This window comes from Bacillus sp. L75, from assembly GCF_003676355.1.
Taxonomy (GTDB): domain Bacteria; phylum Bacillota; class Bacilli; order Bacillales; family Bacillaceae; genus Bacillus; species Bacillus velezensis.
Window position 1 is genome coordinate 456,560 of record NZ_ML064901.1, and the last position, 23,938, is coordinate 480,497.

Here is a 23,938-nt window from a genome sequence, read left to right on the forward strand (position 1 = left end):
CTTTACATAAATGTCTGTGTCTGACGTTTTACGCTGAACCTGTATGCGGCTATTAATAACAGGGCGGCGGCGAAGGCTCCCAAAATGATGATGTTCAGCATCAGGCTTTGGAACGTGCGGCCTTGCTGCAATTGATCCACCGTATCGAGCACCCAGCGCTGAGGCAGAAATTCGGCGATTGTCTGCACCGTTTTCGGCATAATATTGCCCGGAAAGAAGCAGCCGGCCAGCAAGCATGTCGGCACGACGATCAAATTCAAAAGCGCCGATGCCGAAGCGCTGCTGTTGGAAAAACCGACGGCAATAAAGGCGACCCCGATCGCGCTTAATGCAAACAGCATCATCAGGACGAACAGCTGCCACAGCGGGAATGACGGATGAATATGAAAAGCGGCGCCCATAAAGAGAACGGCGAATAGAATTTGGACGGCCATGATAATGATATTCACCGCCGCGTTCGCCAATACATACTGCTTTGATGTGATCGGCGTTGACAGAAGCCTGTAGTATGTCCTGTTTTCTCTCTCTTTAATCATTAGTTCCGTCAGGTTGCCGGCGGAATAGAGCATAATGATAATGAGATACCCGATGACTGAGTAAGTCATTTCTTTATGGTTCGATGTATCTTGTAAAACAGCGGACTCCGTTTGAATGGGAGAATGCTTGAAATCGGCGTACATCGCCTGAAAGGCCTTAGCGTCTCCGCCGGAGGATTTGCCGATTGAGGCGACGCTGTTCATATAATTGTACAAATAAGAGCTGACATATCCGGTGACCTGGGCGCCTTTCAGCGAGGTCATGCCGATGTGAGACGGTTTCCCGTCTTTTACGCTTTGGGAGAAGCCTTTTTCAAACGTAATGAGCGCCTCCATTTTTCCTGAAGCGATCTTTGATGTGGCGGACGCAGCCGTTTCCTCCGAAATCTTCACATGATCCAGTCCTTTTAAAAACGCGGCCGTATCCTGCGCCACTTCTCCGCCGTCTTGATCGAGAATGCCGATATTGAGCGTTTCGGCCCCGCCGTTGGCATTGGTCATGAAGGAGAGGAAGACGCCGATCAGCGGAGCCCCGATATAAAGAATGAGCTGTTTTTTGCTTTTTGTAATCCCTTTGAGAGTGTGCGCAAACAGCCACCAGAAGTTTTTCATATTACAGTCCCTCCCGTCTTTGAAACGTAAATGCGGCGATCAGCAAAAAGAGTGCCGCCAATGCTGTATTTAAACCGAGTGCAGGCCATGCCGCTGATACATCATTTGCGTAAATGATGTTGTTAATCGCCTTATTGATCCAGGATAAGGGCGACAGAGCGGAAATTCCTCCGCCTTCATATTTGTAATAGGCGCCGCCGATAATGGACATCACCTGAACGATGATGACGGTGATTAATCTGGCGCTTTCGGGTTTTCTGGTCAAATAGCTCAGGCTGAGCCCGAAGCTGACGGCCAAAAGAATTTCAGAAACGAGAATCAAAAGCACAAGTCCCATGTGGCTGCCCCAATTCGCTTTTAAGATAAATTTGCTGAAGGCGACAACGGCAAGAATCGTCAGAACATTCACAGCCAAAATGCCGAGCATCTTTCCGAGAAAGATATCGCTTTTCCGGAGCGGGGCGGCGATCAGGCGATCTGCGGTGTGCCGTATTCTTTCCCCGCGGAATAAGCTGCTTGCAAAAATCGAGGCGTACAGCCCGATCATCGTCGTCATGGATATCGCGTAAAAATCTTTCGCTTTCGGTTCTTTCGCTTTGTGTAAAGACGTCTGCTTCATATAATCGCTTTTGATTTGTCCGGCGGAAGGCGCCTTATGCGCCTTGTAAGCGGCGGCGCCTGCTTTGTATTGATTGGTAAAAGCGGTCAGCATGCCTTGGACGATCGTGCCGTTTATGCCGCTCCGGTCATTTGTAAAGACTTGAAAACCGGTGTTTTTTACAGTGACGAAAGCATCCGCCTGATTTTCTCGAACCTCGTTTTTGCCTTTTGCCTCCGTGTCCGCTTTTTGAAAATAGACATGCTCTTTTTTTGCGGCTTTCATAAACTCAGTAAAATCATGAGAAAGAGGGCCGTTTGACTGGTCCGTATATACGACCTTGATATTTCCGACCGTCACCTCTGAATCAAAGGCGTTTGATAATGCCGCAGTAAAAATCAGCATGAAGACGATCGGAAAAGCAAGCATGAAAATAAAAGTCCGTCTGTCGCGAAAACTGATTTTGATTTCTTTCACGGCGATGTGCAGAATATTCATTTGCAATCCTCCTTTCAGTGAGGTCAGTCGCGCAGGCTTCTGCCTGTCAGCGTGAGAAATACCGTTTCTAAGTCAGGGGCCTGTTCCTGTAAGGAGCGGATTTCAATTCCTTTGTCCATGAAGTACCGGATCAGGCGGTTTAAATTGTTGACCCCTGTGTCAGAGCTGATTTTCACGCTGTTTTCTTCCAGTGTGGCGGCTCTGACGCCGGGCAGCTCCTGAATATCGCCGAGGCTGATGCCGTTTCCGGATGACAGCTCAATCACGACGTCCTTCGTGTCGGTAATGATGGAGGTCAGCTGTTCTTTTGTGCCTTCTGCGATGACTTTTCCGTGGTCGATGATGGCGATGCGCGTGCATATTTCTTCCACTTCCTCCATGTAGTGGCTCGTGTAGATGATCGTGCAGCCCATTTCATTCAGCTTTTTCACTGATTGCAGAATATAATTTCTTGATTGCGGGTCAATACCGACTGTCGGTTCATCCATGATGATCAGTTTCGGCCGGTGGGCAAGGGCGCAGGCGATATTGAGCCTGCGCTTCATTCCGCCGGAAAAATGCTTCGGCAAATATTTGTGTTTATCGCTCAAGCCGACGAATGTCAGGGCCTCCTCAACCCGTTCTTTCAGAGCCGCCCCTCTCAGGCCGTACAGCCCGGCGAAGAACTTCACATTTTCATAGGCGTTTAATTCTTCGTAAATCGCGAGGTCCTGAGGGACGATGCCGATATTCATTTTCGTTGCTTTGCTATATTTGAAAATATCTTTTCCGAGAAACAGAATGTCTCCGCCTGAAGGTTTTAAAAGGCCTGAGATCATATTGATCGTCGTGCTTTTTCCGGCTCCGTTTGCGCCGAGAAACCCGAAAATCTCACCTTCTTTTACGGCAAGCGACATCTGGTCAACGGCGGCATAATCACCGAATTTCTTACTCAGCTGTTTGAGCTCCAAAATGTTCATGTTTCCACCTCTATGTCTTATGATGCTCTTATTATAAAAAAAAGAATGAACGGCCGTTAGTGCAGCTGTTCATTCCTTTGACATGAGAATCTTCATATTTTTCACATGAAAACATTCACTTATTCAACCGGAAGCAATGTCGTGACGGAAAAACCGGCCGTGCCGTCAAAAATAACGGTTCCGTGCAGGACGGCTGCCCGTTCTTCCATACCGAGCATGCCGAGGCCTTTTTTAAAGCGGACGGCGCCGTTTCCGTTATCTTTCACTTCCGCTTTCACGGCTTTATTCAGCACATGGATATCAATGAAAATCTGCGTGGCATCGGCGTATTTCATTGCATTGGTCAAGGCTTCGGTTACGTTTTCCTGAATGACTCTCCAATGCATTTGCGTCAGCCTGTCCAAATCGCCTTGATGCGTAAACGGAACCGGCATCCCGTTTTTGGCCGAAAATTCATCAATAAACGTTCTTAATCTGTGAATGCCCATTTGTTCAGCGGGCGGTTTCATATTTTTCAGCGTTATGCGGATATCCTCAATGCCCTCTTTGGAAATGGTAATGGCGTTTTGGAGCAGTTCAGCCGCTTTGTCCGGATGGGAGCCGAGCATCCGCTTCGCCGCTTCCATCTGAATGAGCGCGCCTGTCATGGAATGGCCGATTTTGTCATGGATGGCTTGGGACAATCTGTTTCTTTCTTCGAGTTTGCCGGTATACTCCGATTGTTTGATATATTCCGTGCTGCTGTGCAGCTGTTTCGTCAGTTTTTCAATGCTTGAGCGCATATTGTCTGACTGCTCTTCATATTTTTTCAGCCGGTCGCTGGACCGGGCGGCCAAAACGAATATCGCCAAGCAGAACAAGGTCATGACGATATAAGTCGGAAGGTCGCCGTACGGGATAAATAAAAACGGCAAAAACACGAGCAGGCAGAACACATAGCGGTGAACCGGATATTCGGCAAGAACGGCAAAAATGGCGGGCGGCAAAAGAAATAGAAACGCCGGATGGCCTAAGGCGGAAAGCCAGGCAGTCAATGCAAGCGAAAGCAGGGTGATCCCGCGCCTCCAAGCGGGCGGCCTGATCATGCAGACCGCAATGCCCAAAGACAGATAAGCGAGCAGAAACAAGACGGCGTACGGCGTGTAAGGGCGGTCTGCCGATACGAACAAAAAAGCCGTATAAAAAATGGCGATCAGTCTGCTCATCAGCATCCAAAAATCCATACCGTTCAACGCCCGTTATCCACCTTCCCGGTGATATAATAAATCGCGATCTGCGTTCTGTGCTCAAGCCCCGTTTTCCCTAAAATAGATGAAATATAATTGGCCGTCGTCCCTTCAGAAATGAAAAGCTGTTTTGAAATTTCCCTGTTCGACAGTCCTTTCGCAATAAGCGACATGATGCTGAGCTCTCTTTCAGTAAACTGGCTTTCATCAATCTGATGCGCGGCTTCCGCCGGCCGGAAAAGGCTGTCTTTTATTTTATCCAGCACGGTGTCCTGAAGAATGCTGTGTCCGTTGAAAACGCTTTTGATCGCATCGCGTATCCGTTCCGGTTCGGTGTTTTTTAATAAATATCCTTTCGCGCCGTTTTTAATCGCTTCTAAAATATACTCATCGTCGTCAAATGTCGTCAGGATCATCGGCTTCGTATCCGTTTCCTCCGCGATCCGTTTTGCGGCTTCGACACCGTTCATCACCGGCATGCGGACGTCCAGCAAGGCGATATCGACGGGATTGTGTTTACAATACTCTGCCGCCTCGAGTCCGTTTTCCAACGTTGCCGATACAGTAAATTCCTCATATGTATGCAAAATGATTTTCATTCCTTCTCTGATGAAAGAATTATCATCCGCGATAATGACATTAATCTTCATGGCCGCACCCTTTGTGTGTTTTTTGTTTCATTATATACCATCCGATTTTAAATCAAAAAGCCTTCCGGCGAAAGGTGCGCGGAAGGCGGATCGGTCAAGCGGGTTTTTTCAATTGAATGAAAAACAGCATCAGGAAAGAAATGATCACAATACAGATCACCCACACCCAGGCGAGTGTTTCATTGCCGGAGTCCATCGCGACGTAAATCGCTGTCGGCAGCGTTTGGGTGACGCCGGGAATATTTCCCGCAAACATTAAAGTCGCCCCGAATTCACCTAGCGCCCTTGCAATACTGAGAATGCTTCCGGTCAAGAGGGAGGGAAAGGCAAGCGGGACGGAAATACGGGTGAACACCTGCCACCTGCCGGCTCCGTCTACTTTCGCCGCTCCCTCAATGTCGGCATCAACCGCGGCGAAGCCCGTTTTAGCGGACTGATACATAAGCGGGAAGGCGACAATGGCCGAAGCGATCACCGCGGCCGACCACGTGAAAATGACGGGCTGGTGAAAAATCCGCTCAATCGCCCGGCCGATAAAGCTGTGTTTCCCGAAAATAATAATGAGAATGAAGCCGACAACGGTAGGCGGAAGAACGAGCGGGAGCATAAACAGGGTCTCCACAGCCGTTTTTCCGGGAAATCGCGCTTTCGCCATCCAGGCGCCGGCAAGCGTCCCGAGAATGATGACGGCAATGCCTGATGTCAAAGCCACCTGAAACGACAGTACGACGGGAGTGAAAAACTCCGAAGCCGTAATGTTACTTGGCAGTAAATCCATATTTCTTAAACACTTTCATCGCTTTATCTGACTGCAGATACTGATAAAACGCTTCTGCTTCTTTACGGTGCTTTGTATCCTTGACGATGCCGAGCGGATAAACGATCTGATCGTGCGTTTTCGCCGGCGCTTCATCGGTGATTTTCACCTTTTTCGAAATCAGCGCGTCTGTTTTATAGACAAGCCCGGCATCGACATTTCCGGTTTCAACATAAGAAAGCACCTGGCGAACGTCTTTTGCATAGACGACTTTATCTTTTACCTTGTCCCACAGGGATAATGCCGTCAATGACTGTTTGGCGTATTGTCCGGCCGGAACGGATTCAGGCGTGCCGAGCGCGATTTTTTCCGCGCTGTCTTTTTTCAGGTCATTCAGATGTGTCAGGTGTGCGCTGTTTTTCTCAGGTACGATCATGACGAGATCATTTTTCAAAAGATCCGTGCTGTCCTTTTTGTCGATATCTCCGTCATGAACGAGCTTTTCGAATTTATCTTCGGCTGCCGAGAAGAATAAATCAGCTCCCGCGCCTTGTGAAATTTGTTTTTGCAATGTGCCTGATGATCCGAAGTTGTCTTGAATGGTTACGTTTGAATGTGATTTTTCGTAGTTGGTCTGGATTTCTTCAAGTGCATCCTGAGCGCTGGCTGCCGCAGAAACGGTCAGCGTGACTTTTTCGTTTTGTCCGCCCTTGGACGATTGTCCGGATGAGCAGCCCGCAGTTGCCAGGAAAACGGCCATAGCCGCAGTTGTGAGTAGTGTCGCTTTCTTTTTCAACATTGTGCACCCCTTATAGCTAAATATCATTAGATCAAACTAATTATAACGCAATTGTACGTGATGGTGCGGTTTTTTTTCAATATCTGAACAGTTATAATAAAAACGGAGCGTGATAATATGACAGAAGCCACTTCCTATACAATAGAAGAAGTTGCGGGCCTTTTGAAGGTCTCCAAACTGACAGTATATGATTTGATAAAAAAAGGACTCATTCCGGCGTACAGGGTCGGAAGACAGATGAGGGTCGATGAAGAGGACTTAAAACAATATAAAGCAAACATGAGAATGTCAAAAAAGCCATCCGTATCAGAAGCTGCTGACCCGTCCCGCGGGCGGGAGCCGGAAAAAAGGCAGTCCGTTATCATCAGCGGGCAGGATGTGTCGATGGACCTCCTCAGCAAACAGCTGGAACAAACTATACAGGCGGCTCCGCTCCGCAAGTACAGCGGCAGTTTGAACAGCCTGATCGAGATGTACCGCGGAGCTTGTGACATCGTCAGTCTGCATTTGTACGATGGGGAGACGGGGCAGTATAACATCCCGTATGTGAAGCGCATTCTTTCAGGGGAGCCGTTTGCGCTTTTTCATGTCGTGCTGCGGCAAGCCGGATTATATGTGAAAAAGGGCAATCCGCTGAACATTCAGGGTTTTCAGGACATGAGCCGAAAAGATGTCCGCATCGTCAATCGCGAAAAAGGATCAGGCGCGAGGGTGCTGCTGGATGAACAGCTCAGATCTTCCGGCATTACGCCGTCTGATGTCGCCGGCTATCATGACATTGTCACGGATCATCTGTCAGCGGCTTCACAAGTATCAAGCGGAAAGGCGGATATCGGAGTCGGGTCGCAGCATGCGGCGCATATGGCGGGCACGGACTTTATCCCGGTGATCAGTGAGCAGTACGATGTGGTCGTCTTAAAACAAAACCGGGAGCTTGTTCAAAGCGTGCAGGACATTCTTAATTCTGAGGAATTCAAGTCTCAGCTTTCTCAATTATCCGGATATGATACGAAAATGACCGGACGGCTTATATATGAAACATGAAAAATCCCTCCATATAACGGAGGGATTTTTTTATTGCTTATAAAACCGCAGCAGGTCGCCGTTTAATATTTTATCGGAAAGCATCAGCTCTTGTTCCGCTTTTTCTTTCTCATCGCTGCACGCGCTCATGTCAGAAAGCGGTTCACCCGTTTTACGGCTGTAACACGTATTTTTCGTATAAATATGATCATCCGTGATAAAGCTGCCGTTTCTCAGCACCGCAAACGGGGTCCGCTCTCTGGAAAACAGATCATTGCCGAACTGAATGCTGCCTTTCGTTTCAATGCCGAGCAGGTGAAGCAGCGTCGGTCTTACATCAACCTGTCCCGCGGCCGAAGCAATCGTTTCCGGCGCACGGTCGGTCACCCCGGGAATATGAATGATAAACGGCACGCGCTGAAGCTGAACCGTATCAAACGGAGTGATTTCCTCTTTCCCTAAGAATTCGGCAAGTCCTTGATTATGGGCTTCGGATATACCGTAATGATCTCCCATCAGGACGATCATCGCGTTGTCATACAGTCCTTCTTTTTTCAGCTTCTTGAAAAAGTGTTTCAGGGCCTCATCTTCATAGCGGACCGTCGTCACATAGCGGTTTAATAACTCGCTGCTTGTGTCCGGTTCTTCAATGAGCTGATCCTGTTTATCAATTTCAAAAGGAAAATGGTTGGTCAAAGTCAGCAGGCTCGCGTAAAACGGCTGCGGAAGCTTCTTTAATTTTTCCGCTGACTGTTCGAGAAATTCCTTATCCTTCAGGCCCCAGCCTGTTGAATTTTCCTGTGTCACCTTAAATTCATCCGCGTCGAAAAAACGGTCGATTCCGAATGCCCCGTACATCTCATCCCGGTTCCAAAAGGCCTTATGATTGGCATGCAGAACGGCTGAATAGTATTGACGGTCTTTTAACATATGGTACATCGTATTGAACCGGTGGCCGCTTTTTGTGAAAAAAACGGCGCCGCTTGAAGACGGATACAGCGAATTCGCAGTAATGAATTCTGAATCTGAGGTTTTTCCCTGTTCAGTCTGCTGATAAAAATGAGTGAAGTCATAACTTTTTTTCCGCAGTTTATTTAAAAACGGGGTAATCTCCCGCCCGTTGACCCGCTCATCCATTACAAAACGCTGTGTTGATTCGAGCGTAACAAAAATCACATTGCGCCCCTTTGCGAGCCCGAACTTTGATTCGGACGGCCTGCTGTAGTCGGCTTGAGTGTAATTCGCGACCGCCGCAAGGCTGTCTTCGTCGGCAAACGCTTTAGCCCCTGCATTCAGCGTCTGCGAAATGGTGTCATACAAATGAAAGTGGAACAGGCCGATTCCTTTTACGAGCGCTTCACGATCAAAAGGGTGCTTGAACAGCTTCGGCTGCTCAGCCTCAGACAGCGCAAGGTTGCACAGCATGAGGCCGGCTGATGCCCACGCATACGCTTTAACGGTACGGGTGCTGGCTTTACCTTTATCGGCTTTATGCCTTTTACCAAGATAAAACAAAACCGCAATATCCAAAAATAAAGCGATATAAAGCGGGTGAAACAGCTCTTGGACGCTGCTTCCCATATCACCCATATTGCTCGCCTGAAACAAAACCGGTATGGTGATAAAATCAATATAAAACCCGTAAAACACCGTATTCGCGATTAAAATTCCCGTCAGCATCACATTTGCCGAAAGCAGAAAGATCCGCTGTTTTTTTTCTGTCAGCAGCAGGGCGATGCCGAACAGCGGCACAATGAAGCTCAGCGGATTAATGAGAAGCAGACATTCCTCAAGAACCGAATTGTTCTGCAGATCAAAACCGAGCTTATAAACGGCATAGGTTTTCATCCACATGAACAGGATGGACAGGCATAAAAACCGATGATTGCTGAAAAAGGTTTTCTTCATATGTATGACTCCTCACCCTAAAAGCGAAAGATGCTTTTTGTTTAAGAGATGCGGCCGTGAACCAGTTCGTATAAATAATAGCAGGATACAATCGTTAAGCCGGCCAGCACAAGCTGCTCCGAAAAGCTCCCCGTTCTCATATAAAGGGGAAGACGGAAGCGGATGGCGGACGGAAACAGCAGTTTAATGCCGTTGACGGTCCATGCGTCAAGCACAAGATGACTCGCCATTCCGATCATCAGTCCGGCGGAAATGCTCGGATTCGGAATATAGGTTGCCGTAATGAAAAACATAATAAGCATAAACAGCAGGCTGTGTGTAAACGTTCTGTGGCCGAACACCGTGCTTACGATTTTGGACAGAACGGGCAGCGTCCTGCCGATTTTGCTTTTCGTATGGCATATGTCGGGAATCAGCGCCCCGAGGGCACCCGCTGAGGTCATAAGGACCGGATCATACCCGTAATAATACGCAATTGCGGAACAAGAAGCGATGCCTCCCATGATGTGTGTTTTTCCTGTCATTTTTCGCTTCTCCTTTTTATTTTTGCCAAAATCCCCTGAATTACAAATATATCAAGAGAATGCATGTTTGATCAACAAACTTTACCTGTTCCGCCAAAAGGAAGGAGACGCGGATTCCGCATATTCTGCCGCGGAAAAAGACACATTATAGGTGTACCATATTTGATAAAGAGGTGATACAGATGGCTTTCTTTAACAAAGAAAAAGGAAAAAACAGCGATAAAAACAAAAATGTCATTCAAGGCGCGCTTGAAGACGCCGGTGCAGCTCTGAAAGACGATCCGCTTCAAGAAGCTGTTCAAAAGAAAAAAAACAACCGCTGACCATATAAGACGGGTAGGGCGAACGCTCTATCCGTTTTCCATCTAATTTTTCCCTTTGACAGATCTTTTTATCTCTGATAACCTCTGAGTAGAATTGAATGATAAAAATCCTCACTCTTTCTCGGTGAGGTAGAGGTTGCGCTTGATGATGAGTCGCACATGCCAGGCTGATAGGGGCCGCAAAACATGTGTTAAAGGCATCAGCGCCGAAGTGTAAAGAAAGCCGATCCTTCTTTATGCTGGGACTGTATCTGAATAAGTGCAGGACTGCCGCGTGCTTTTTCGCGGAGGGCTATCCGGAGATCAAGGGTGTGTGTGTTTCTTTAAGCATGGACTTTTGTTCAGGCTTTTTTTGCGTGTAAATATGATCTCGGGGTCTGGTCCGTACGAATGAACAACCAGGAGGTACAGGAATGGAACAGACGAAAAAATGGGGTTTTTGGTTATTAACGGCGTTTGTCGTAGGAAATATGGTAGGCTCGGGCATCTTTTCGCTTCCGAGTACGCTCGCAAAAATCGCGAGCCCGTTCGGCGCCACATCGGCATGGCTTTTAACGGGAGCCGGTGTGTTAATGATCGCGCTGGTCTTCGGCCACTTATCCATCCGCAAGCCTGAGCTGACGGCGGGGCCGCAAAGCTATGCGCGTGCGCTGTTCAGCGATCGGAAAAAAGGGAATGCAGCGGGCTTCACGATGGTCTGGGGCTACTGGGTGGCGAGCTGGATCAGCAACGTGGCGATCATCACGAGCCTTGCCGGATATTTAACATCATTTTTCCCGATTTTAACGGATAAGCGTGAAATGTTTTCGATCGGCGGTCAGGCTGTTACGCTCGGCCAGCTGCTGACGTTTGCCGTATGTACGGTTTTATTATGGGGCACTCACACGATTCTCGTCACCAGCATTAACGGTGCGAGTAAATTAAATTTTGTCACGACGTTTTCAAAAGTATTAGGATTTATTTTCTTTATCATTGCAGGTTTATTTGTGTTTCAAACGTCGTTTTTCGATCATTTTTATTTTCCGGTTCAAACAGGTCCTCACACAGTTGAGGGAATCGGCGGACAGATCCACAATGCGGCGATTTCAACATTATGGGCGTTCGTCGGAATTGAATCGGCAGTCATTTTATCCGGGCGCGCCCGTTCGCAGCGCGATGTGAAACGCGCCACCATTACCGGATTATTGATCGCGCTCAGCATCTATATCATCGTGACATTGATTACGATGGGCGTGCTTCCGCATGGTAAGCTTGTCGGCTCGGAAAAACCGTTTGTTGACGTATTGTACGCGATCGTCGGCAATGCGGGAAGCGTCATCATGGCGATTCTGGCGATTTTGTGTCTGTTCGGAACGATGCTCGGCTGGATTCTTCTCGGCTCTGAAGTTCCGTATCAAGCGGCGAAATCAGGAGACTTTCCGGCTGCTTTTGCAAAAACGAATAAACAGGGAAGCCCGGTTGTGTCGTTAATCGTAACGAACGTGATGTCACAGATCTTTATCTTTTCGGTTATTTCCCGGACGATCAGTGACGCGTTTACGTTTTTAACGACGGCGGCGACGCTCGCTTATCTGATTCCGTATCTCGTGTCAGCGTTTTACAGCCTGAAGCTCATTTTTACGGGTGAAACGTATGACGAGATAAAGGGTTCAAGAGTAAGAGACGGTATCATCGCCATCCTTGCCTGCATTTATTCTTTTTATGTCATTATTACCGGAACGGCCGATTTAACGACCTTTATTCTCGGTATCGGGCTGTTCTTCGTCGGTTTGCTGTTATATCCTTTCGTCTCAAAGAAATTTGCAAACAACAGACAATCGGTATGACAAAAAGACATCTCACGTCTGTGAGATGTCTTTTTTATTTGCGGCGGCGGGTTACGTTTTGACGGCGTGTATATAATGAATGGTCTCGAATGCGGTTAAATGGTCAGTGCGTCCGCTGAAAAAACGGTCAAGTGTAAAGCGTAATAAAAAGCCGCTGTGACAGCGGCTTCGGGATTACTTCGTTAAGCTTTTTGTGATGTAGTCAAGCTGGCCTTCAAGTGAGATCGGGTCTGAGAAATAGAAGCCGATCGGATCAATGCGGTAGACATGGTTTTGTTTGACGGCATCGAGGTTCTTCCAGATTGAGCTGTCAAGCACGCCTTTGTCGTCACCGCCGGCCTGCCATGGCCCCATAAAGATGTAGTCTCCCGCGAAGTCAGGCAGTTTCTCGAGTGAAATGCTGGCGTAGCCCGGTCCTTGATTAATGGCTTTTTCCTGCGTCAGTTTTGTGGCCTTCAGCCCGAGTTTGTCATAAATGATGCTTCCGCCGCGGCCGAAGTCTTTACCGAATACATAGATGTCTTTTCCGTTTGTCTGCATGATGGAGATGGTTTTTGAGCCGACCGCTTTTTGAACCTTTGTTTTAGCGGCAGCGGTTTTCTTATCCCATTCAGCCAGCCATTTGTCTGCTTTATCTTCAGTGCCTGTCATTTTCGCAAACTCTTTGAATTGATCAATGTTGCTGAGCTTGTCATATTTAATGGCGATGGTCGGCGCGATTTTTTCCAGTTTTTCAATATCGGCGCCTTGTGTCGTCCAGACAACGATTAAATCCGGCTTTAAGTCAATGATTTTTTCAACGGACGTGCCGTCGCCGATGTTTGTCACACCTTTTGTTTTCCCTTTGTAATAAGGGTTTTTAAATACGTTTTGCGGCGCGCCGACAATATTGATGCCGAGCTGTTTAAAGTCGCCGTAGTAGCCGTCAGCCATGACGACGACCCGTTTCGGGTGCTTCGGAATTTTAATATTGCCGTTTTCGGCTTTATACGTGATGGTTTCTTCTTTTTCAGAAGAACCTTTCGAGTCTGAAGAATTGCCGCATGCGGCCAAAGCGGCGATGAGCAGCATGGCAATCAGCGCTGCGCCGATTTTCTTGTATGTATGGAACATCTGACATTCCTTCTTTCATGAGTATTAGTGATAAAGAGAATCATTATCAGTGTGATTATATCACTGCTTTCATAGAGAAGCACGCTCTTTTTTAAGAAAAACTTTCTTTTTTTATATGAAATTAGGTCTATTAAAAGAGAAGATAAAAGTGCTATACTGAAACAAGTCATTGATAATCATTATCATTACCATTCTTGTTTTGAGAAAGGAAGAACGAGTGTTGGGTCTATTGAAAAAGAAACAGACAATGACGGCTCTAGGGGCATCAGGGAGTGAAATCCAGTGGACGGCGCGTTCATTCAGAGCGGCTGTGCTGCTGTGTGCCGGGATTGCGGTTTTATTGATCGGCGCGGCCCTGTCTGTTTCCATCGGAGCTGCCGATATTCATCTGCGGACGGTGTGGGATGCTCTCTTTCACTTTCAGCCGCAAAATACATCTCATCAAATCATACGCGATCTGAGGCTGCCGAGAACCGCCGCCGCCGCGCTCGTCGGGGCTTTTTTAGCTGTGTCCGGGGCGATTATGCAGGGGCTGACGCGGAACCCGCTTGCTGAGCCTTCCATTATGGGCGTGACGTCGGGGTCAGGATTTGCGATCGCATTGGCGTTTGCTTTTTTTCCGGGCCTGTCTGCGGCGGGACTTGTTTTGTGGTCCTTCGCGGGAGCGGGAATCGGAGCGCTTATTGTGTTTGGCATCGGCCTGTTTTCAAAAGGCGGTCTGACACCGGTGAAGCTCGCGCTGGCCGGTACGGCAGTCGGCTATTTCTTAACGGGGCTTTCAAGCGCGATTGCGATCCGTTTTGATGTCGCCCAGGATGTGAAGTTCTGGTATGCCGGAGGAGTTGCTTCCGTGAAATGGGAAGGCGTGCAGCTGCTGTTGGCGGTCGGGGTTATCGGACTTTTGCTGGCATTTCTGATTGCGCGCTCAGTGACGGTGCTGAGCTTGGGTGAGGAGCTGGCCAAAGGGCTCGGGCAGTACACATCGCTTGTGAAAGTAATCGGAATGTTTGTCGTTGTCCTCTTGACGGGGGCTTCAGTCTCAGTCGCCGGAGCCATTTCTTTTATCGGCTTGGTGATTCCGCATATCACCCGATTTTTAGTCGGGGTAGATTACAGGTGGATCATTCCCTGTTCGGCGGTATTCGGCGCCGTTCTGTTAGTCTTCAGTGATATTGCCGCAAGACTTGTCAATGCGCCGTTTGAAACACCGGTCGGCGCTTTAACCGCCCTTATCGGCGTTCCCTTTTTCTTTTATTTGGCGCGCAGGGAAAGGAGAGGGCTGTAATGAATGTAAAATCGAAAAAACCGCTGGCGGTCATGGCCGTTACGTTTTTGCTCATATGCATCGTCTTTTTTATCAGCTTAAACATGGGCGTGATCCGGATTGCGCCTCTTGATACGCTACGTGTCTTTTTCGGACAAGGGGATGCCCGGGATCAGCTCGTTTTATTTGAATTCAGACTGCCGCGCATGGTGCTGTCATTGCTGGTCGGCGCCGGAATCGCGGTTTCAGGCGCGATTTTTCAAAGCGTGTCTCAAAATGACTTGGCGGAGCCGGGCATTCTCGGGATTAACGCCGGGGCGTCTTTGGCGGTCGTTTTGTTTATCTTCTTTTTCCAAGGATCAGCTGCTGATTTAAGCATGGCCGGTACATGGCTGCTTCCGGTGAGCGCTTTGGCGGGGGCTTTTCTGGCTGCGCTGCTCATCTATGTGCTGGCTTGGAAAAAAGGCGTTTCACCTGTCCGGCTCGTTTTGGTCGGGATCGGCGTCAATGCGGGGTTTAATGCGCTTCTCTTGATTTTTCAGCTGAAAATGGACCCGCGGGATTTCATGCAGGCGCTTGTATGGATTTCCGGTTCGATTTGGAACGCCAATTGGAAAATGGTGCTGTCCATTTTGCCGTGGCTGCTGGTTCTTTTACCGTTCAGCCTCTATAAAGCCAGGTATTTAAATGTGCTCCAGCTCGGTGATCAGCTGGCGGCGGGGCTTGGCACCCGGGTTGAAAAGGAGCGGCGCGTTCTGCTGATGTGCGCCGTTGCCCTGACCGCGTCATGTGTTGCGGCAGCCGGCGGAATCGCTTTTCTCGGACTCATTGCGCCGCATTTGGCCAGAAGGCTTACCGGACCGCGCCACCAGACGCTTATCCCGGTTTCGGCTTTAATCGGAGCATTTTTATTTCTGCTTGCCGATACGCTGGCGAGAAATGTGCTTGCACCGTCCGAAGTTCCCGTCGGCCTGGTGATTTCCGTGCTCGGAGCGCCGTATTTTGTATATTTGCTGATGAAAACGAAATAGAGGAAGGAGACTGCCGCGATGAACTCATTATCGGCGGAACAGCTTACTGTCGGTTATGGCGACCGTTTGATAGCGAAAGAATTGGATATCGCCGTCCCGAAAGGAAAAATTACAACACTGATCGGTCCGAACGGCTGCGGAAAATCGACGGTTCTCAAAACGATGTCAAGAATCATGAAACCGAAATCCGGCGCCGTCTATTTAAACGGACAGGCGATCATGCAAAAATCCACGAAAGACATCGCCAAGGAAATGGCAATTCTTCCGCAGACGCCTGAAGCGCCGAGCGGGCTGACGGTGTACGAACTTGTTTCTTACGGCAGGTTTCCGCATCAGTCCGGAATGGGCCGTTTGAGTGATAAAGACCGTGACATGATCAAATGGGCGCTGGAAGAGACGGGGATGGCCGAATTTTACGACCGGCCGATCGAAGCGCTTTCCGGTGGGCAGCGGCAGCGTGTGTGGATCGCCATGGCGCTCGCTCAAGAAACGGAGCTGCTGCTTCTTGATGAACCGACCACTTATTTAGATCTCGCCCATCAGCTTGAAATTTTGCAGCTGCTGGACAAATTAAACAAGGAGCAGGGCCGTACCATTTTAATGGTCATTCATGATCTGAACCATGCCGCCCGTTTTTCCCATTACATGATCGCCCTGAAAAAAGGGCGCGTCATCAAGGAAGGAACGGCGGAGGAAGTCATGACTCCCGGCATATTGAAAGACGTTTTCCAAATTGACGCACAGATTGTAAAAGATCCGCGCACGAACAAACCGGTCTGCTTAACCTACGATTTAATCCGGCATGAAAACGCAACGGTATGATGAAAAAAAACGCAGAGCCATTCCGGCCTGCGTTTTTTTATTGCGCCCGGGGCTGCTTTTGTCCGGAGACGCATTTATCCAAAACGAAAAAAACCCCCGCCACAATCAGCTCCTCCGTCGTTGACAGCCAAATCTTTTCAATCAGTTTATCCGTCGTATACGCGGTCATCCAGAGGAACAGCAGCTGAACGGTGCTGGCTAAAAGGAGAAAAGGCAGCCTGCCCGTCCCAAAAAAGGTAAAGCTATGTATCATCAGCCGCTCAAGCGGTTCAAAACATAAACCGAGAAGAATAAAAAGCACGGAAAAAAGCAGGACGTACGCCATCGATCCGTAGCTCGTCCCGGCTAATGAAAATACAGCCATCATCACGATGAAATACCCGAATAATACGGCAGCGGCTGCCAGGGCATACCGGAGCACATGAAGAAAAAACATTTTCGTCCCGTTTTGATTGATCATCTGTTCAGCTCCTTTTCACACAGAGGAGACTTGCAGAGACGGAACTCTGCAAGCCGGTGTGTATCTTCAGCATTTTTTTTTGACGACAGGGTGTTTCTCTTTCGAAAGAATATCCGTAAAGTCTTTGCCCAGATCCAGATGCTGCTGGACGAATTTCTCAGGAAGCATGGCAAGCCATTGGTTCAGGGACACATCGGCATAGTGGTCATCCTTGAAGATTTCCAGGAAGACGAGCGGCTCATCTCCCAAATTCTCCACATAGTGGCCCATTGCGAACGGAACGTAACCGACATCCCCGGCCTGATAGTTAAATGTTCTTGCATGGCCGTCCGATGCAAAAACCGTCATCCGCCCTTTACCGGAAATATAATACTGCCATTCATGCGTGTTCGGATGCCAGTGCAGCTCTCTCATTGCGCCCGGTTCGACCACGACAAGCGCTGAAGCGATCGTTTTGGACACTTTGAAGTTTGTGGAATCCGCGATATATACTTTGCCGCCATCTGTCTCAGCAGTCGGGCCTTCATCCAGCAGGCGGTAAGTGAACGGATAAGGCACTTCACCGTTCGGGCCTTCCACGATGTCATCTTTCAGCTTCCCGGGAACCGGCTCTTCAAAGATATATTTTTCTTTCCCGGGCAGGCCGGCGAGGTCTTTTTCTGAAACCCCAAAGTTGTTGGCGATGACATCAAGCGGTGTGTGGGCAAGCCAGTCAGTCACTTGGAATGTGCTGTTTTCTGAGAAAGAACCGTCATCAAAAACCAAGAGGAATTCACAGCCTTCTTTCAGCGCCTGAATGGAGTGCGGCAGGCCTGACGGGAAGTACCACAGATCTCCTTCCTTCACGTCATCGATAAAACTGCGTCCCTGTTCATCAACAATCGTGACCCGCGCTTTGCCCGTCAGCATATATGCCCATTCCGCTTCTTTATGCCAGTGCAGCTCACGGATGGCGCCCGGTTTTAAACGCATGTTGACAGATGCCAGATTCTCAGAAATCGGCAGCTCGCGAACGGTCACCTCACGCGCGTATCCGCCCTTTTCCAGCCGGTTGTGCACATCTGAGAAAGAGAATTTCATATTATCCACTGTGCCGTGATCCGTTTCCGGCGGCGTCAGCATATCCGGATTTTGGCGGTCTCTTTCAAGGTTGCGCGGAATCGTGACGGTCGCCCCTTTGTCTCCTCTGATCGGCTGCGGGATATTGCAGTTGTTTTCTTTTGACATGTAAATCGTCTCCTCTCAAGCTTTGTTTTTTCAGAAAGAGAATGTGAAAGGCCTTTCGTTTTCCCTTCTGCTTTGTTAAGTGATGCGTTCCGATGAAAAGTCAACTTCGTGTGAAAATTAATTTTTCATTTTCTGATCTTTCAGTTCCGTCATCAGTTCGATCAGGGCGTCAAACTTCTTCTCAAACCGTGTGAGAAGATACATGGCAATCAGAGCCGGAAAGCCGAGATTGCCGATCTGTCTGACCGCTTCTTCTATAAAAACCTGATCCATTATCAGCCACCTCCTGACTTGACCTGCAGTCATGTATATAAGTGAAAGAAAGAGCGGCTCCTGTAAACCTGATATCCCGGTTGAGGGTCTTTTTTTTGTTCCGGCAAATCCGGGACATAAGGAGTGTGGAATCTTAGTCGGAAAGGAGTAGTTTACTTTTTTTTGCTTTCTTTCATTTAATTTAAATAGGGGGCGGTTTTATGGACTATCAAGTTCTTTTACGGTCAAAATGCAAGGAAATTATGAAACATCCGATCGTTAAACATTTTTTAAGTGACCCAAAGCATTACGAGAAATTTAAAAATGTGCTGGAACATTCAGACGAGAAGGATGCAAAATCACTGGACGACCATTTTAAACAGTTTTATAAGGAAATCCGGATCATCAAATATATGAACTCTATGATCCGGATTTTCTCCATCGATTTTGACAAGCGCATCCGTAAAAATCAGAAGCGCTATCCGCTGACGGTGGATCAGCCGGAGGGAGGTGAAGCGCTTCCCTATGAAATGGGAAAAGACGCGTATGAAGAGTTTCTGCGGAAGCAGGGGGATTTGAGCCAGCATGTCCAAAACCGTGATTTATACGAAGCGCTTCAGACGTTAACCGATAAACAAAAAAGCGTGCTGACGAATATTTATCTTCACGGAGCGACGATGAAGGAGATTGCCGAGTCGCTGGGTGAATCACGGCAGAACATTTCCAATATTCATAAAAAAGGGCTCGACAATCTCAGAAAGCAGCTGGACAAGCAAAAAAAGGGGGAAAATAAGCAGTGAACGGGCCATTTGACTTCAACAAAGAGAACACAGATACCGACGAAATGGAACTTTTGATTTCGCGTTTTTCGCCAATGATAAAAAAAAAACTGAGCAATACATCATACCAGGAAAGAGAAGATCTTGAACAAGAATTGAAGATTAAAATAGTTGAAAAAGCGGACATGCTGTTATGCCAGGAAGTGCCGGGTTTTTGGGAATTTATTCTTCATCTTATAAATGAAAGCTCCTGACAAAAGCGGCGGAATGATGGATATTCCGCTCTGACAACATGAGAAAAACGAGAAGAGATGTCCGGTCTCGTTTTTCTTTTCTGTTTCCCCGCAAGACCTCCGCACTAAAAAAGTACCAAATCTTATCCATATAATGATATGATGAAAAAAACAAAGAGAAAGGAACGTCCAAGGTGGAAAATGCGTCAATTTTAATTGTAGACGATGAGAAGGCGATCGTTGATATGGTCAAACGCGTTCTCGTCAAAGAAGGCTATCACAACATTAAGACAGCCGGAAGCGCTGAGGAAGCGATCGAGTTTGTTAAACATGAAACCGCGGATCTGCTCGTGCTGGATGTGATGATGGAAGGCATGTCCGGTTTTGAAGCATGCACCGAAATCCGGAACTATACCGACGCTCCGATCTTTTTTCTGACCGCCCGTTCTTCTGATGCGGATAAGCTGTCAGGATTTGCATTGGGAGCTGACGATTATATAACAAAGCCGTTTAATCCGCTCGAATTGGCGGCGCGGATCAGAGCGACGTTAAAGAGAACCTATAAGCGCGAAGAGAAAACGGCGGTAAAGACGTATTCATACAGCCATTTTTCCTATTCACCGCAAAACGCCGAGCTGATCGTCGGGGGCGAGCCCGTCAGCTGCTCCGCACAGCTTCTGCAATTGCTTCAATATTTCTGTGAACACCCTGATGTGGTGCTCTCAAAAGATCAGATCTATGAAAAAGTATGGGGATATCCGTCTTACGGCGACAACAACACCGTCATGGTGCATATCCGCAAGCTCAGAGAAAAAATTGAAAAAGACCCCAGCAATCCGTCTTATATTGTAACGGTGCGCGGCCTCGGTTATCGGTTTATTCCCGATCAAGGAGAAAAAGGAACCCGCTCATGAGAATGCGCGGAAAATTTCTGCTCCACTTTTTCGGACAGCTGCTGCTTGTCATCCTGCTGATGTCCGTTTTGGCCGTCGCTTCTTTCTTCTATTTGGATTGGCGTTTCAGCGAAGCGGAAGCCAATGCGGGACTGACCAAAGCGACCGCAGACTCGTTTGAAGCGTGGCTTGATAAAAACGAAGACGGCACATGGGATGTCGATGAGTTTTTAAAGATGTCGGTCCGAAAGCAGAAGGGCTGGCTGCAGATCATTAATGATAATGAAAAAACGGACTACGCGTACAGAGTGCCGAAAGACGTCCCGAGCCATTACAGCAGAAAAGATCTCTTATCCATTTACCAGTACCGGAATTTTGACAACTACAAGCTGAATTACTGGACGGTCACGATAAATGATGAGACCTATTTGATTCTGTTCGGCTGGAAATCCGCCAGTGAGCAGCTTCTCACTTACATCGAATCACAGGAGCCATCCCTCGCTTCCCTTTCTCAATATAAAAAGAGCACGGTTGATTATATTAAACGGGAAAAAGGGGCGGTCTACCTTCTCGAAGACAGCGGCAGACTGCTCGGGGATATCAACAGCACGAAAAAAGAACGGAACACCGTCAATGAGCTTGAATTGCTGAAATACAGTTCCAAGCCGTGGAATTACAAACGGGAAATTTCTTTTAAAAGACTCGATAAAACGAAATGGATGGTCGCGTCGGTGCCGAACCCCGTGTACATCCCCGATCACGAGTTTAACAAATCATTTTTGAGAAATGTGATGAAAACCCTCTTCCTCTTGATCGGAATCTTAGTATTTATGATCTGCATCTTGACCATCTGGTACTCTTTCCGTTTCGGCTGGCCGCTGTTTCATACCATCAAATGGCTCGTCAATTTATCAAAGGGCCGGCTTGAAGAGCCGAAGAACCGCAAAGGACAGCCGGTCAGCAAAAACAAAAAAGGCAAAACAAAGCAGCCGTTCCGCTTTTTCGCCGAGATTTTCGAATCGATGGATCAGCTGACCGACACGCTGAAGCGGGATAAGAAAAACAGAGAAAAAATCCAGGCGACAAGGGAAGAATGGATCGCCGGGCTGAGCCATGACTTAAAAACCCCGCTGAGCACGATTTACGGCTACAGCATGATGCTTGAATCGAAGCAATACGACTGGACCCCGGAAGAAGTCAAAGAAATGGGGCAGATCGTCCGGGAAAAATCAGAATATATGTCCAAGCTGATTGAGGACTTAAACTTAACATACCGTCTCAAAAACGCGGCCCTCCCGATCGAACGGCGGCTGATCAACGTCGTGCCGTTTATCAGAAACGTCACGAACGATTTCACGAAAAACACGTTCTCGGAAGGCTATGACATCGCCTTTGAAACCAAAAAGGAAGACATTCTTTTCGCCATTGATGAAGCGTGGTTCCGCCGTATTCTGGAGAATCTGCTGGCAAACGCGGTTAAGCATAATAAGAAAGGGACCGCCATTCGGGTCGTGCTTGAGGAATCAGCCGAACAGCTCATTCTGAAGGTGAAAGATAACGGAAGAGGAATGGACGACGAAACGATTCACCAGCTGTTTAACCGTTATTACCGGGGAACGAATACGAAGGGACCGTCAGAAGGAACGGGACTCGGGCTCGCCATTGCCAAGGAGCTGGTTCACCTTCATAACGGAACCATCCATGTCAACAGCAGAATCAGCGCCGGAACGGTGATTACGATTCTTTTTAAAAAAGATTGAGTTTGGACGCCGCTTTGTCGGGAATAACAATAGAAGACTGACAAGCAAAAGAGGTGTTCACACATGGAAGCAGCATTACGAGCAGATACGAGAGCAGTTATCGGAGAAGGCCCTTTATGGGACAAGGACAAGCAATGCCTGTACTGGGTGGATATACTGGGCAGCCAGCTGCATATCTTCACTCCGGCTGACGGAATCAACCGTTCCGTTAAATTCAAATCATTTGTCACGGCTCTGGCCTTGTATTCAAAGGAAGAGCTGGTGATGACGATGAAAGACGGTTTTTACCTGTACAATCTTCGGGAAGACACATTGACGAAGATGAAGCAGCCGAAAGATATGCGGGAAGATATCCGTTTCAATGACGCAAAATGCGACCCGTCCGGCAGATTATGGGCGGGAACGACGAGCATGGAAGGCAAAGAAGAGGAGGCTTCGCTGTACCGTCTGAATACGGACGGCAGCCTTGCCAAAATAAAAGACCAGGTCTCCACCTCGAACGGTTTGGATTGGGATCGGGACCGAAACTTGATGTACTATATCGACACTCCGACGCAGGAAATCGTCTGTTATGCATACGATCCTGAAACCGGAGCCGTATCAGATCCGAAAACGGTCTACCGCTTTCCGGAGTCGCAAGGATCTCCCGACGGAATGACCATTGACCGTGACGGAATGCTGTGGGTGGCTCTGTTCGGAGGCGGCCGTGCCGTCCGGATTGACCCGTTTTTGCATAAGGAAATTGCATCTATCGAAGTTCCGGCGAAATACGTCACCTGCTGCGCGTTCGGAGGCAGAGACTTGAACACGTTATACATTACGACCGCGACGGAAAAATTGACGGAAGCCGAAAGACTTGAGCAGCCGCATGCGGGCGGCCTGTTTTCAGCAGAGCTTGAGACGGGCGGCTGGGAGCCGGTACCGTTTGCAGGCATGATGTAAAAAAAGCCCTGGCATATGGGGAAGTTCCCATTGTGCCGGGCTTTTTTGTGTTAAATGGAGCGGATGATGCCGCCTTCAACCCGCTGTGCGGTGCCATTAATGGCAGAAGCCGCTGATGAAGCGAGAAATACAATCGTATTGGCGACTTCTTCCGGCGTTGCATAGCGCTGAATCAATGATGTCGGTTCATTCACTTTAAAATAATCCCGGACGAAGCTGTCTGTGTCTTCTCCGGCAGCCTTTGCGGCTCCTTCCATGTAAGAAGCGACGCCTTCGGTCCATGTCGGTCCCGGCAGCACGGAGTTGACCGTGACATTTGTGCCTTTCGTCATTTCCGCCATTCCCCGGGACAAGCTGATTAACGCCGTTTTCGTCATTGAATACGGAATCATTTGCGCAAGCGGTTTGACACCGGCTTCACTGGAGATGTTCAGAATCCGTCCGCTGTTTCTTTCGAGCATTTGCGGCAGAAAACGCCGGCACAGGCGCACGGCGCTCATAACATTCACTTCAAAATACCGAGTCCATTCGTCATCAGACACCTCAGTGAAGTCCTTTACTTCAAAAAAACCGAGATTATTGACGAGAATATCGACTTCCCCGATTCCGCCGGCGCGCTTGATCAAGTCATCCGCCTCATCCTGACGCGATAAATCCGCAGCGATGCCGTGGACCGTTCCGTAAGCGGAAAGCTCCTCAACCGTCCGTTCCACAGTTTCTTTTTTTCTTCCGTTTATAATCACCTCGGCGCCTTCGGCTAAAAAGCTTTTTGCCGCGGCTTTTCCGATGCCTGAGGTTGATCCTGTAATCAAAACGAGCTTTCGTTCAAGCTGTAATTCCATGATAATCCTCCTTTTTACACCATTGTGTAACAGTATACATGATGAATTTTAGTGTGTACGAACAATTTGCTTTCATGCAAA

The 23,938-nt window shown here is 48.3% G+C and carries 25 protein-coding genes and 1 riboswitch; of the genes, 11 read left to right on the forward strand and 14 right to left on the reverse strand.

The genetic code is table 11. The features are described from left to right. Positions 1 to 2 precede the first annotated feature (2 nt). The 7 genes from D5S11_RS02360 to modA all read right to left on the reverse strand — a co-directional run bounded on the left by D5S11_RS02360 (position 3) and on the right by modA (position 6,635). Positions 3 to 1,148: an ABC transporter permease gene (locus D5S11_RS02360; RefSeq protein ID WP_108724734.1), complete on the reverse strand. Its 1,146-nt coding sequence runs from the start codon at positions 1,146 to 1,148 to the stop codon at positions 3 to 5. A gap of 1 nt (position 1,149) precedes the next feature. Further along, positions 1,150 to 2,244, reverse strand: coding sequence for an ABC transporter permease (locus tag D5S11_RS02365; protein ID WP_108724735.1), 1,095 nt, complete (start codon positions 2,242 to 2,244; stop codon positions 1,150 to 1,152). A gap of 23 nt (positions 2,245 to 2,267) precedes the next feature. Further along, a complete protein-coding gene (locus D5S11_RS02370) occupies positions 2,268 to 3,203 on the reverse strand; it encodes an ABC transporter ATP-binding protein (protein WP_020956334.1) in 936 nt (311 codons plus the stop codon). A 119-nt stretch (positions 3,204 to 3,322) separates the two neighbouring features. Further along, positions 3,323 to 4,426, reverse strand: coding sequence for a sensor histidine kinase (locus D5S11_RS02375; RefSeq protein WP_047936429.1), 1,104 nt, complete (start codon positions 4,424 to 4,426; stop codon positions 3,323 to 3,325). A gap of 5 nt (positions 4,427 to 4,431) precedes the next feature. Beyond that, positions 4,432 to 5,079, reverse strand: a complete 648-nt coding sequence (locus D5S11_RS02380; protein ID WP_007410028.1) for a response regulator transcription factor — start codon at positions 5,077 to 5,079, stop codon at positions 4,432 to 4,434. 94 nt (positions 5,080 to 5,173) lie between these two features. Further along, on the reverse strand, positions 5,174 to 5,857 hold the full coding sequence (gene modB, locus D5S11_RS02385; protein ID WP_020956333.1) for a molybdate ABC transporter permease subunit: 684 nt from the start codon (positions 5,855 to 5,857) through the stop codon (positions 5,174 to 5,176). Then, entirely contained in the window at positions 5,838 to 6,635 is a 798-nt protein-coding gene (gene modA / locus D5S11_RS02390) for a molybdate ABC transporter substrate-binding protein (protein ID WP_007410030.1), read from the reverse strand. The genes modB and modA overlap by 20 nt, the downstream gene beginning before the upstream one ends. A 117-nt stretch (positions 6,636 to 6,752) precedes the next feature. On the opposite strand from modA, the gene D5S11_RS02395 reads away from it, so the two are divergent. Beyond that, positions 6,753 to 7,679, forward strand: a complete 927-nt coding sequence (locus tag D5S11_RS02395) for a substrate-binding domain-containing protein (protein WP_032867975.1) — start codon at positions 6,753 to 6,755, stop codon at positions 7,677 to 7,679. 30 nt (positions 7,680 to 7,709) lie between these two features. Here the strand turns inward: D5S11_RS02395 and D5S11_RS02400 are convergent, their stop codons facing one another. Further along, positions 7,710 to 9,566 carry an LTA synthase family protein gene (locus D5S11_RS02400; protein WP_020956331.1) on the reverse strand — a complete coding sequence of 619 codons (1,857 nt, stop codon included), beginning with the start codon at positions 9,564 to 9,566 and terminating at the stop codon, positions 7,710 to 7,712. 41 nt (positions 9,567 to 9,607) lie between these two features. Beyond that, a complete protein-coding gene (locus tag D5S11_RS02405) occupies positions 9,608 to 10,090 on the reverse strand; it encodes a metal-dependent hydrolase (RefSeq protein ID WP_003151759.1) in 483 nt (160 codons plus the stop codon). 182 nt (positions 10,091 to 10,272) lie between these two features. On the opposite strand from D5S11_RS02405, the gene sspJ reads away from it, so the two are divergent. After that, positions 10,273 to 10,413 (forward strand): small acid-soluble spore protein SspJ, encoded by a 141-nt coding sequence (gene sspJ / locus D5S11_RS02410; RefSeq protein ID WP_007410034.1) that lies wholly within the window; start codon positions 10,273 to 10,275, stop codon positions 10,411 to 10,413. Between the two features lie 122 nt (positions 10,414 to 10,535). Further along, positions 10,536 to 10,716, forward strand: a riboswitch (Lysine riboswitch). Positions 10,717 to 10,826: 110 nt separating this feature from the next. Then, positions 10,827 to 12,239, forward strand: coding sequence for an amino acid permease (locus D5S11_RS02420; protein ID WP_014418866.1), 1,413 nt, complete (start codon positions 10,827 to 10,829; stop codon positions 12,237 to 12,239). A 174-nt stretch (positions 12,240 to 12,413) separates the two neighbouring features. Here the strand turns inward: D5S11_RS02420 and D5S11_RS02425 are convergent, their stop codons facing one another. Then, positions 12,414 to 13,352 carry an iron-hydroxamate ABC transporter substrate-binding protein gene (locus D5S11_RS02425; RefSeq protein ID WP_007410038.1) on the reverse strand — a complete coding sequence of 313 codons (939 nt, stop codon included), beginning with the start codon at positions 13,350 to 13,352 and terminating at the stop codon, positions 12,414 to 12,416. Positions 13,353 to 13,599: 247 nt separating this feature from the next. Between D5S11_RS02425 and D5S11_RS02430 the strand changes: the two genes are divergently transcribed. The 3 genes from D5S11_RS02430 to D5S11_RS02440 are packed head-to-tail and all read left to right on the forward strand — an operon-like array spanning position 13,600 to position 16,469. Then, positions 13,600 to 14,637 carry a FecCD family ABC transporter permease gene (locus D5S11_RS02430; RefSeq protein WP_031378357.1) on the forward strand — a complete coding sequence of 346 codons (1,038 nt, stop codon included), beginning with the start codon at positions 13,600 to 13,602 and terminating at the stop codon, positions 14,635 to 14,637. Continuing rightward, the gene (locus tag D5S11_RS02435; protein WP_007410040.1) at positions 14,637 to 15,647 is read left to right on the forward strand and encodes a FecCD family ABC transporter permease; all 1,011 of its coding nucleotides are present in this window, start codon (positions 14,637 to 14,639) and stop codon (positions 15,645 to 15,647) included. The genes D5S11_RS02430 and D5S11_RS02435 overlap by 1 nt, the downstream gene beginning before the upstream one ends. 18 nt (positions 15,648 to 15,665) lie before the next feature. Then, the gene (locus D5S11_RS02440) at positions 15,666 to 16,469 is read left to right on the forward strand and encodes an ABC transporter ATP-binding protein (RefSeq protein WP_007410041.1); all 804 of its coding nucleotides are present in this window, start codon (positions 15,666 to 15,668) and stop codon (positions 16,467 to 16,469) included. Positions 16,470 to 16,506: 37 nt separating this feature from the next. Here the strand turns inward: D5S11_RS02440 and D5S11_RS02445 are convergent, their stop codons facing one another. The 3 genes from D5S11_RS02445 to D5S11_RS02455 form a co-directional block, all read right to left on the reverse strand. Further along, a complete protein-coding gene (locus tag D5S11_RS02445; protein WP_015240564.1) occupies positions 16,507 to 16,929 on the reverse strand; it encodes an acid stress-sensitive anti sigma factor RsiO in 423 nt (140 codons plus the stop codon). Between the two features lie 66 nt (positions 16,930 to 16,995). Continuing rightward, a complete protein-coding gene (locus tag D5S11_RS02450) occupies positions 16,996 to 18,156 on the reverse strand; it encodes an oxalate decarboxylase family bicupin (RefSeq protein WP_007410043.1) in 1,161 nt (386 codons plus the stop codon). Between the two features lie 117 nt (positions 18,157 to 18,273). Beyond that, complete coding sequence (locus D5S11_RS02455) at positions 18,274 to 18,429, reverse strand: YvrJ family protein (RefSeq protein WP_012118419.1); 156 nt, start codon at positions 18,427 to 18,429, stop codon at positions 18,274 to 18,276. Between the two features lie 242 nt (positions 18,430 to 18,671). Here D5S11_RS02455 and D5S11_RS02460 point away from each other — a divergent pair, with 242 nt between their 5' ends. The 5 genes from D5S11_RS02460 (at position 18,672) to D5S11_RS02480 (ending at position 23,015) form a co-directional block, all read left to right on the forward strand. Next, entirely contained in the window at positions 18,672 to 19,208 is a 537-nt protein-coding gene (locus D5S11_RS02460) for a sigma-70 family RNA polymerase sigma factor (protein WP_087920805.1), read from the forward strand. After that, entirely contained in the window at positions 19,205 to 19,441 is a 237-nt protein-coding gene (gene rsoA / locus D5S11_RS02465) for a sigma-O factor regulator RsoA (protein WP_003151778.1), read from the forward strand. Before D5S11_RS02460 ends, rsoA begins: the two co-directional genes overlap by 4 nt. A 173-nt stretch (positions 19,442 to 19,614) precedes the next feature. Next, entirely contained in the window at positions 19,615 to 20,334 is a 720-nt protein-coding gene (locus tag D5S11_RS02470; RefSeq protein WP_003151779.1) for a response regulator transcription factor, read from the forward strand. After that, entirely contained in the window at positions 20,331 to 22,073 is a 1,743-nt protein-coding gene (locus D5S11_RS02475) for a HAMP domain-containing sensor histidine kinase (RefSeq protein WP_015240563.1), read from the forward strand. Before D5S11_RS02470 ends, D5S11_RS02475 begins: the two co-directional genes overlap by 4 nt. A 63-nt stretch (positions 22,074 to 22,136) precedes the next feature. Next, entirely contained in the window at positions 22,137 to 23,015 is an 879-nt protein-coding gene (locus tag D5S11_RS02480) for an SMP-30/gluconolactonase/LRE family protein (RefSeq protein ID WP_012118417.1), read from the forward strand. Positions 23,016 to 23,065: 50 nt separating this feature from the next. On the opposite strand, the gene D5S11_RS02485 is transcribed toward D5S11_RS02480, so the two are convergent. Further along, positions 23,066 to 23,857, reverse strand: coding sequence for an SDR family NAD(P)-dependent oxidoreductase (locus D5S11_RS02485; protein WP_015240561.1), 792 nt, complete (start codon positions 23,855 to 23,857; stop codon positions 23,066 to 23,068). Between the last annotated feature and the right edge of the window lie 81 nt (positions 23,858 to 23,938).

Bases quoted from the DNA above. Each gene is read 5' to 3' on its own strand.
- D5S11_RS02360 (WP_108724734.1), bottom strand. From the start codon at position 1,148: ATGAAAAACTTCTGGTGGCTGTTTGCGCACACTCTCAAAGGGATTACA.
- D5S11_RS02365 (WP_108724735.1), bottom strand. From the start codon at position 2,244: ATGAATATTCTGCACATCGCCGTGAAAGAAATCAAAATCAGTTTTCGC.
- D5S11_RS02370 (WP_020956334.1), bottom strand. From the start codon at position 3,203: ATGAACATTTTGGAGCTCAAACAGCTGAGTAAGAAATTCGGTGATTAT.
- D5S11_RS02375 (WP_047936429.1), bottom strand. From the start codon at position 4,426: ATGGATTTTTGGATGCTGATGAGCAGACTGATCGCCATTTTTTATACG.
- D5S11_RS02380 (WP_007410028.1), bottom strand. From the start codon at position 5,079: ATGAAGATTAATGTCATTATCGCGGATGATAATTCTTTCATCAGAGAA.
- modB (WP_020956333.1), bottom strand. From the start codon at position 5,857: ATGGATTTACTGCCAAGTAACATTACGGCTTCGGAGTTTTTCACTCCC.
- modA (WP_007410030.1), bottom strand. From the start codon at position 6,635: ATGTTGAAAAAGAAAGCGACACTACTCACAACTGCGGCTATGGCCGTT.
- D5S11_RS02395 (WP_032867975.1), top strand. From the start codon at position 6,753: ATGACAGAAGCCACTTCCTATACAATAGAAGAAGTTGCGGGCCTTTTG.
- D5S11_RS02400 (WP_020956331.1), bottom strand. From the start codon at position 9,566: ATGAAGAAAACCTTTTTCAGCAATCATCGGTTTTTATGCCTGTCCATC.
- D5S11_RS02405 (WP_003151759.1), bottom strand. From the start codon at position 10,090: ATGACAGGAAAAACACACATCATGGGAGGCATCGCTTCTTGTTCCGCA.
- sspJ (WP_007410034.1), top strand. From the start codon at position 10,273: ATGGCTTTCTTTAACAAAGAAAAAGGAAAAAACAGCGATAAAAACAAA.
- D5S11_RS02420 (WP_014418866.1), top strand. From the start codon at position 10,827: ATGGAACAGACGAAAAAATGGGGTTTTTGGTTATTAACGGCGTTTGTC.
- D5S11_RS02425 (WP_007410038.1), bottom strand. From the start codon at position 13,352: ATGTTCCATACATACAAGAAAATCGGCGCAGCGCTGATTGCCATGCTG.
- D5S11_RS02430 (WP_031378357.1), top strand. From the start codon at position 13,600: ATGACGGCTCTAGGGGCATCAGGGAGTGAAATCCAGTGGACGGCGCGT.
- D5S11_RS02435 (WP_007410040.1), top strand. From the start codon at position 14,637: ATGAATGTAAAATCGAAAAAACCGCTGGCGGTCATGGCCGTTACGTTT.
- D5S11_RS02440 (WP_007410041.1), top strand. From the start codon at position 15,666: ATGAACTCATTATCGGCGGAACAGCTTACTGTCGGTTATGGCGACCGT.
- D5S11_RS02445 (WP_015240564.1), bottom strand. From the start codon at position 16,929: ATGATCAATCAAAACGGGACGAAAATGTTTTTTCTTCATGTGCTCCGG.
- D5S11_RS02450 (WP_007410043.1), bottom strand. From the start codon at position 18,156: ATGTCAAAAGAAAACAACTGCAATATCCCGCAGCCGATCAGAGGAGAC.
- D5S11_RS02455 (WP_012118419.1), bottom strand. From the start codon at position 18,429: ATGGATCAGGTTTTTATAGAAGAAGCGGTCAGACAGATCGGCAATCTC.
- D5S11_RS02460 (WP_087920805.1), top strand. From the start codon at position 18,672: ATGAAACATCCGATCGTTAAACATTTTTTAAGTGACCCAAAGCATTAC.
- D5S11_RS02475 (WP_015240563.1), top strand. From the start codon at position 20,331: ATGAGAATGCGCGGAAAATTTCTGCTCCACTTTTTCGGACAGCTGCTG.
- D5S11_RS02480 (WP_012118417.1), top strand. From the start codon at position 22,137: ATGGAAGCAGCATTACGAGCAGATACGAGAGCAGTTATCGGAGAAGGC.
- D5S11_RS02485 (WP_015240561.1), bottom strand. From the start codon at position 23,857: ATGGAATTACAGCTTGAACGAAAGCTCGTTTTGATTACAGGATCAACC.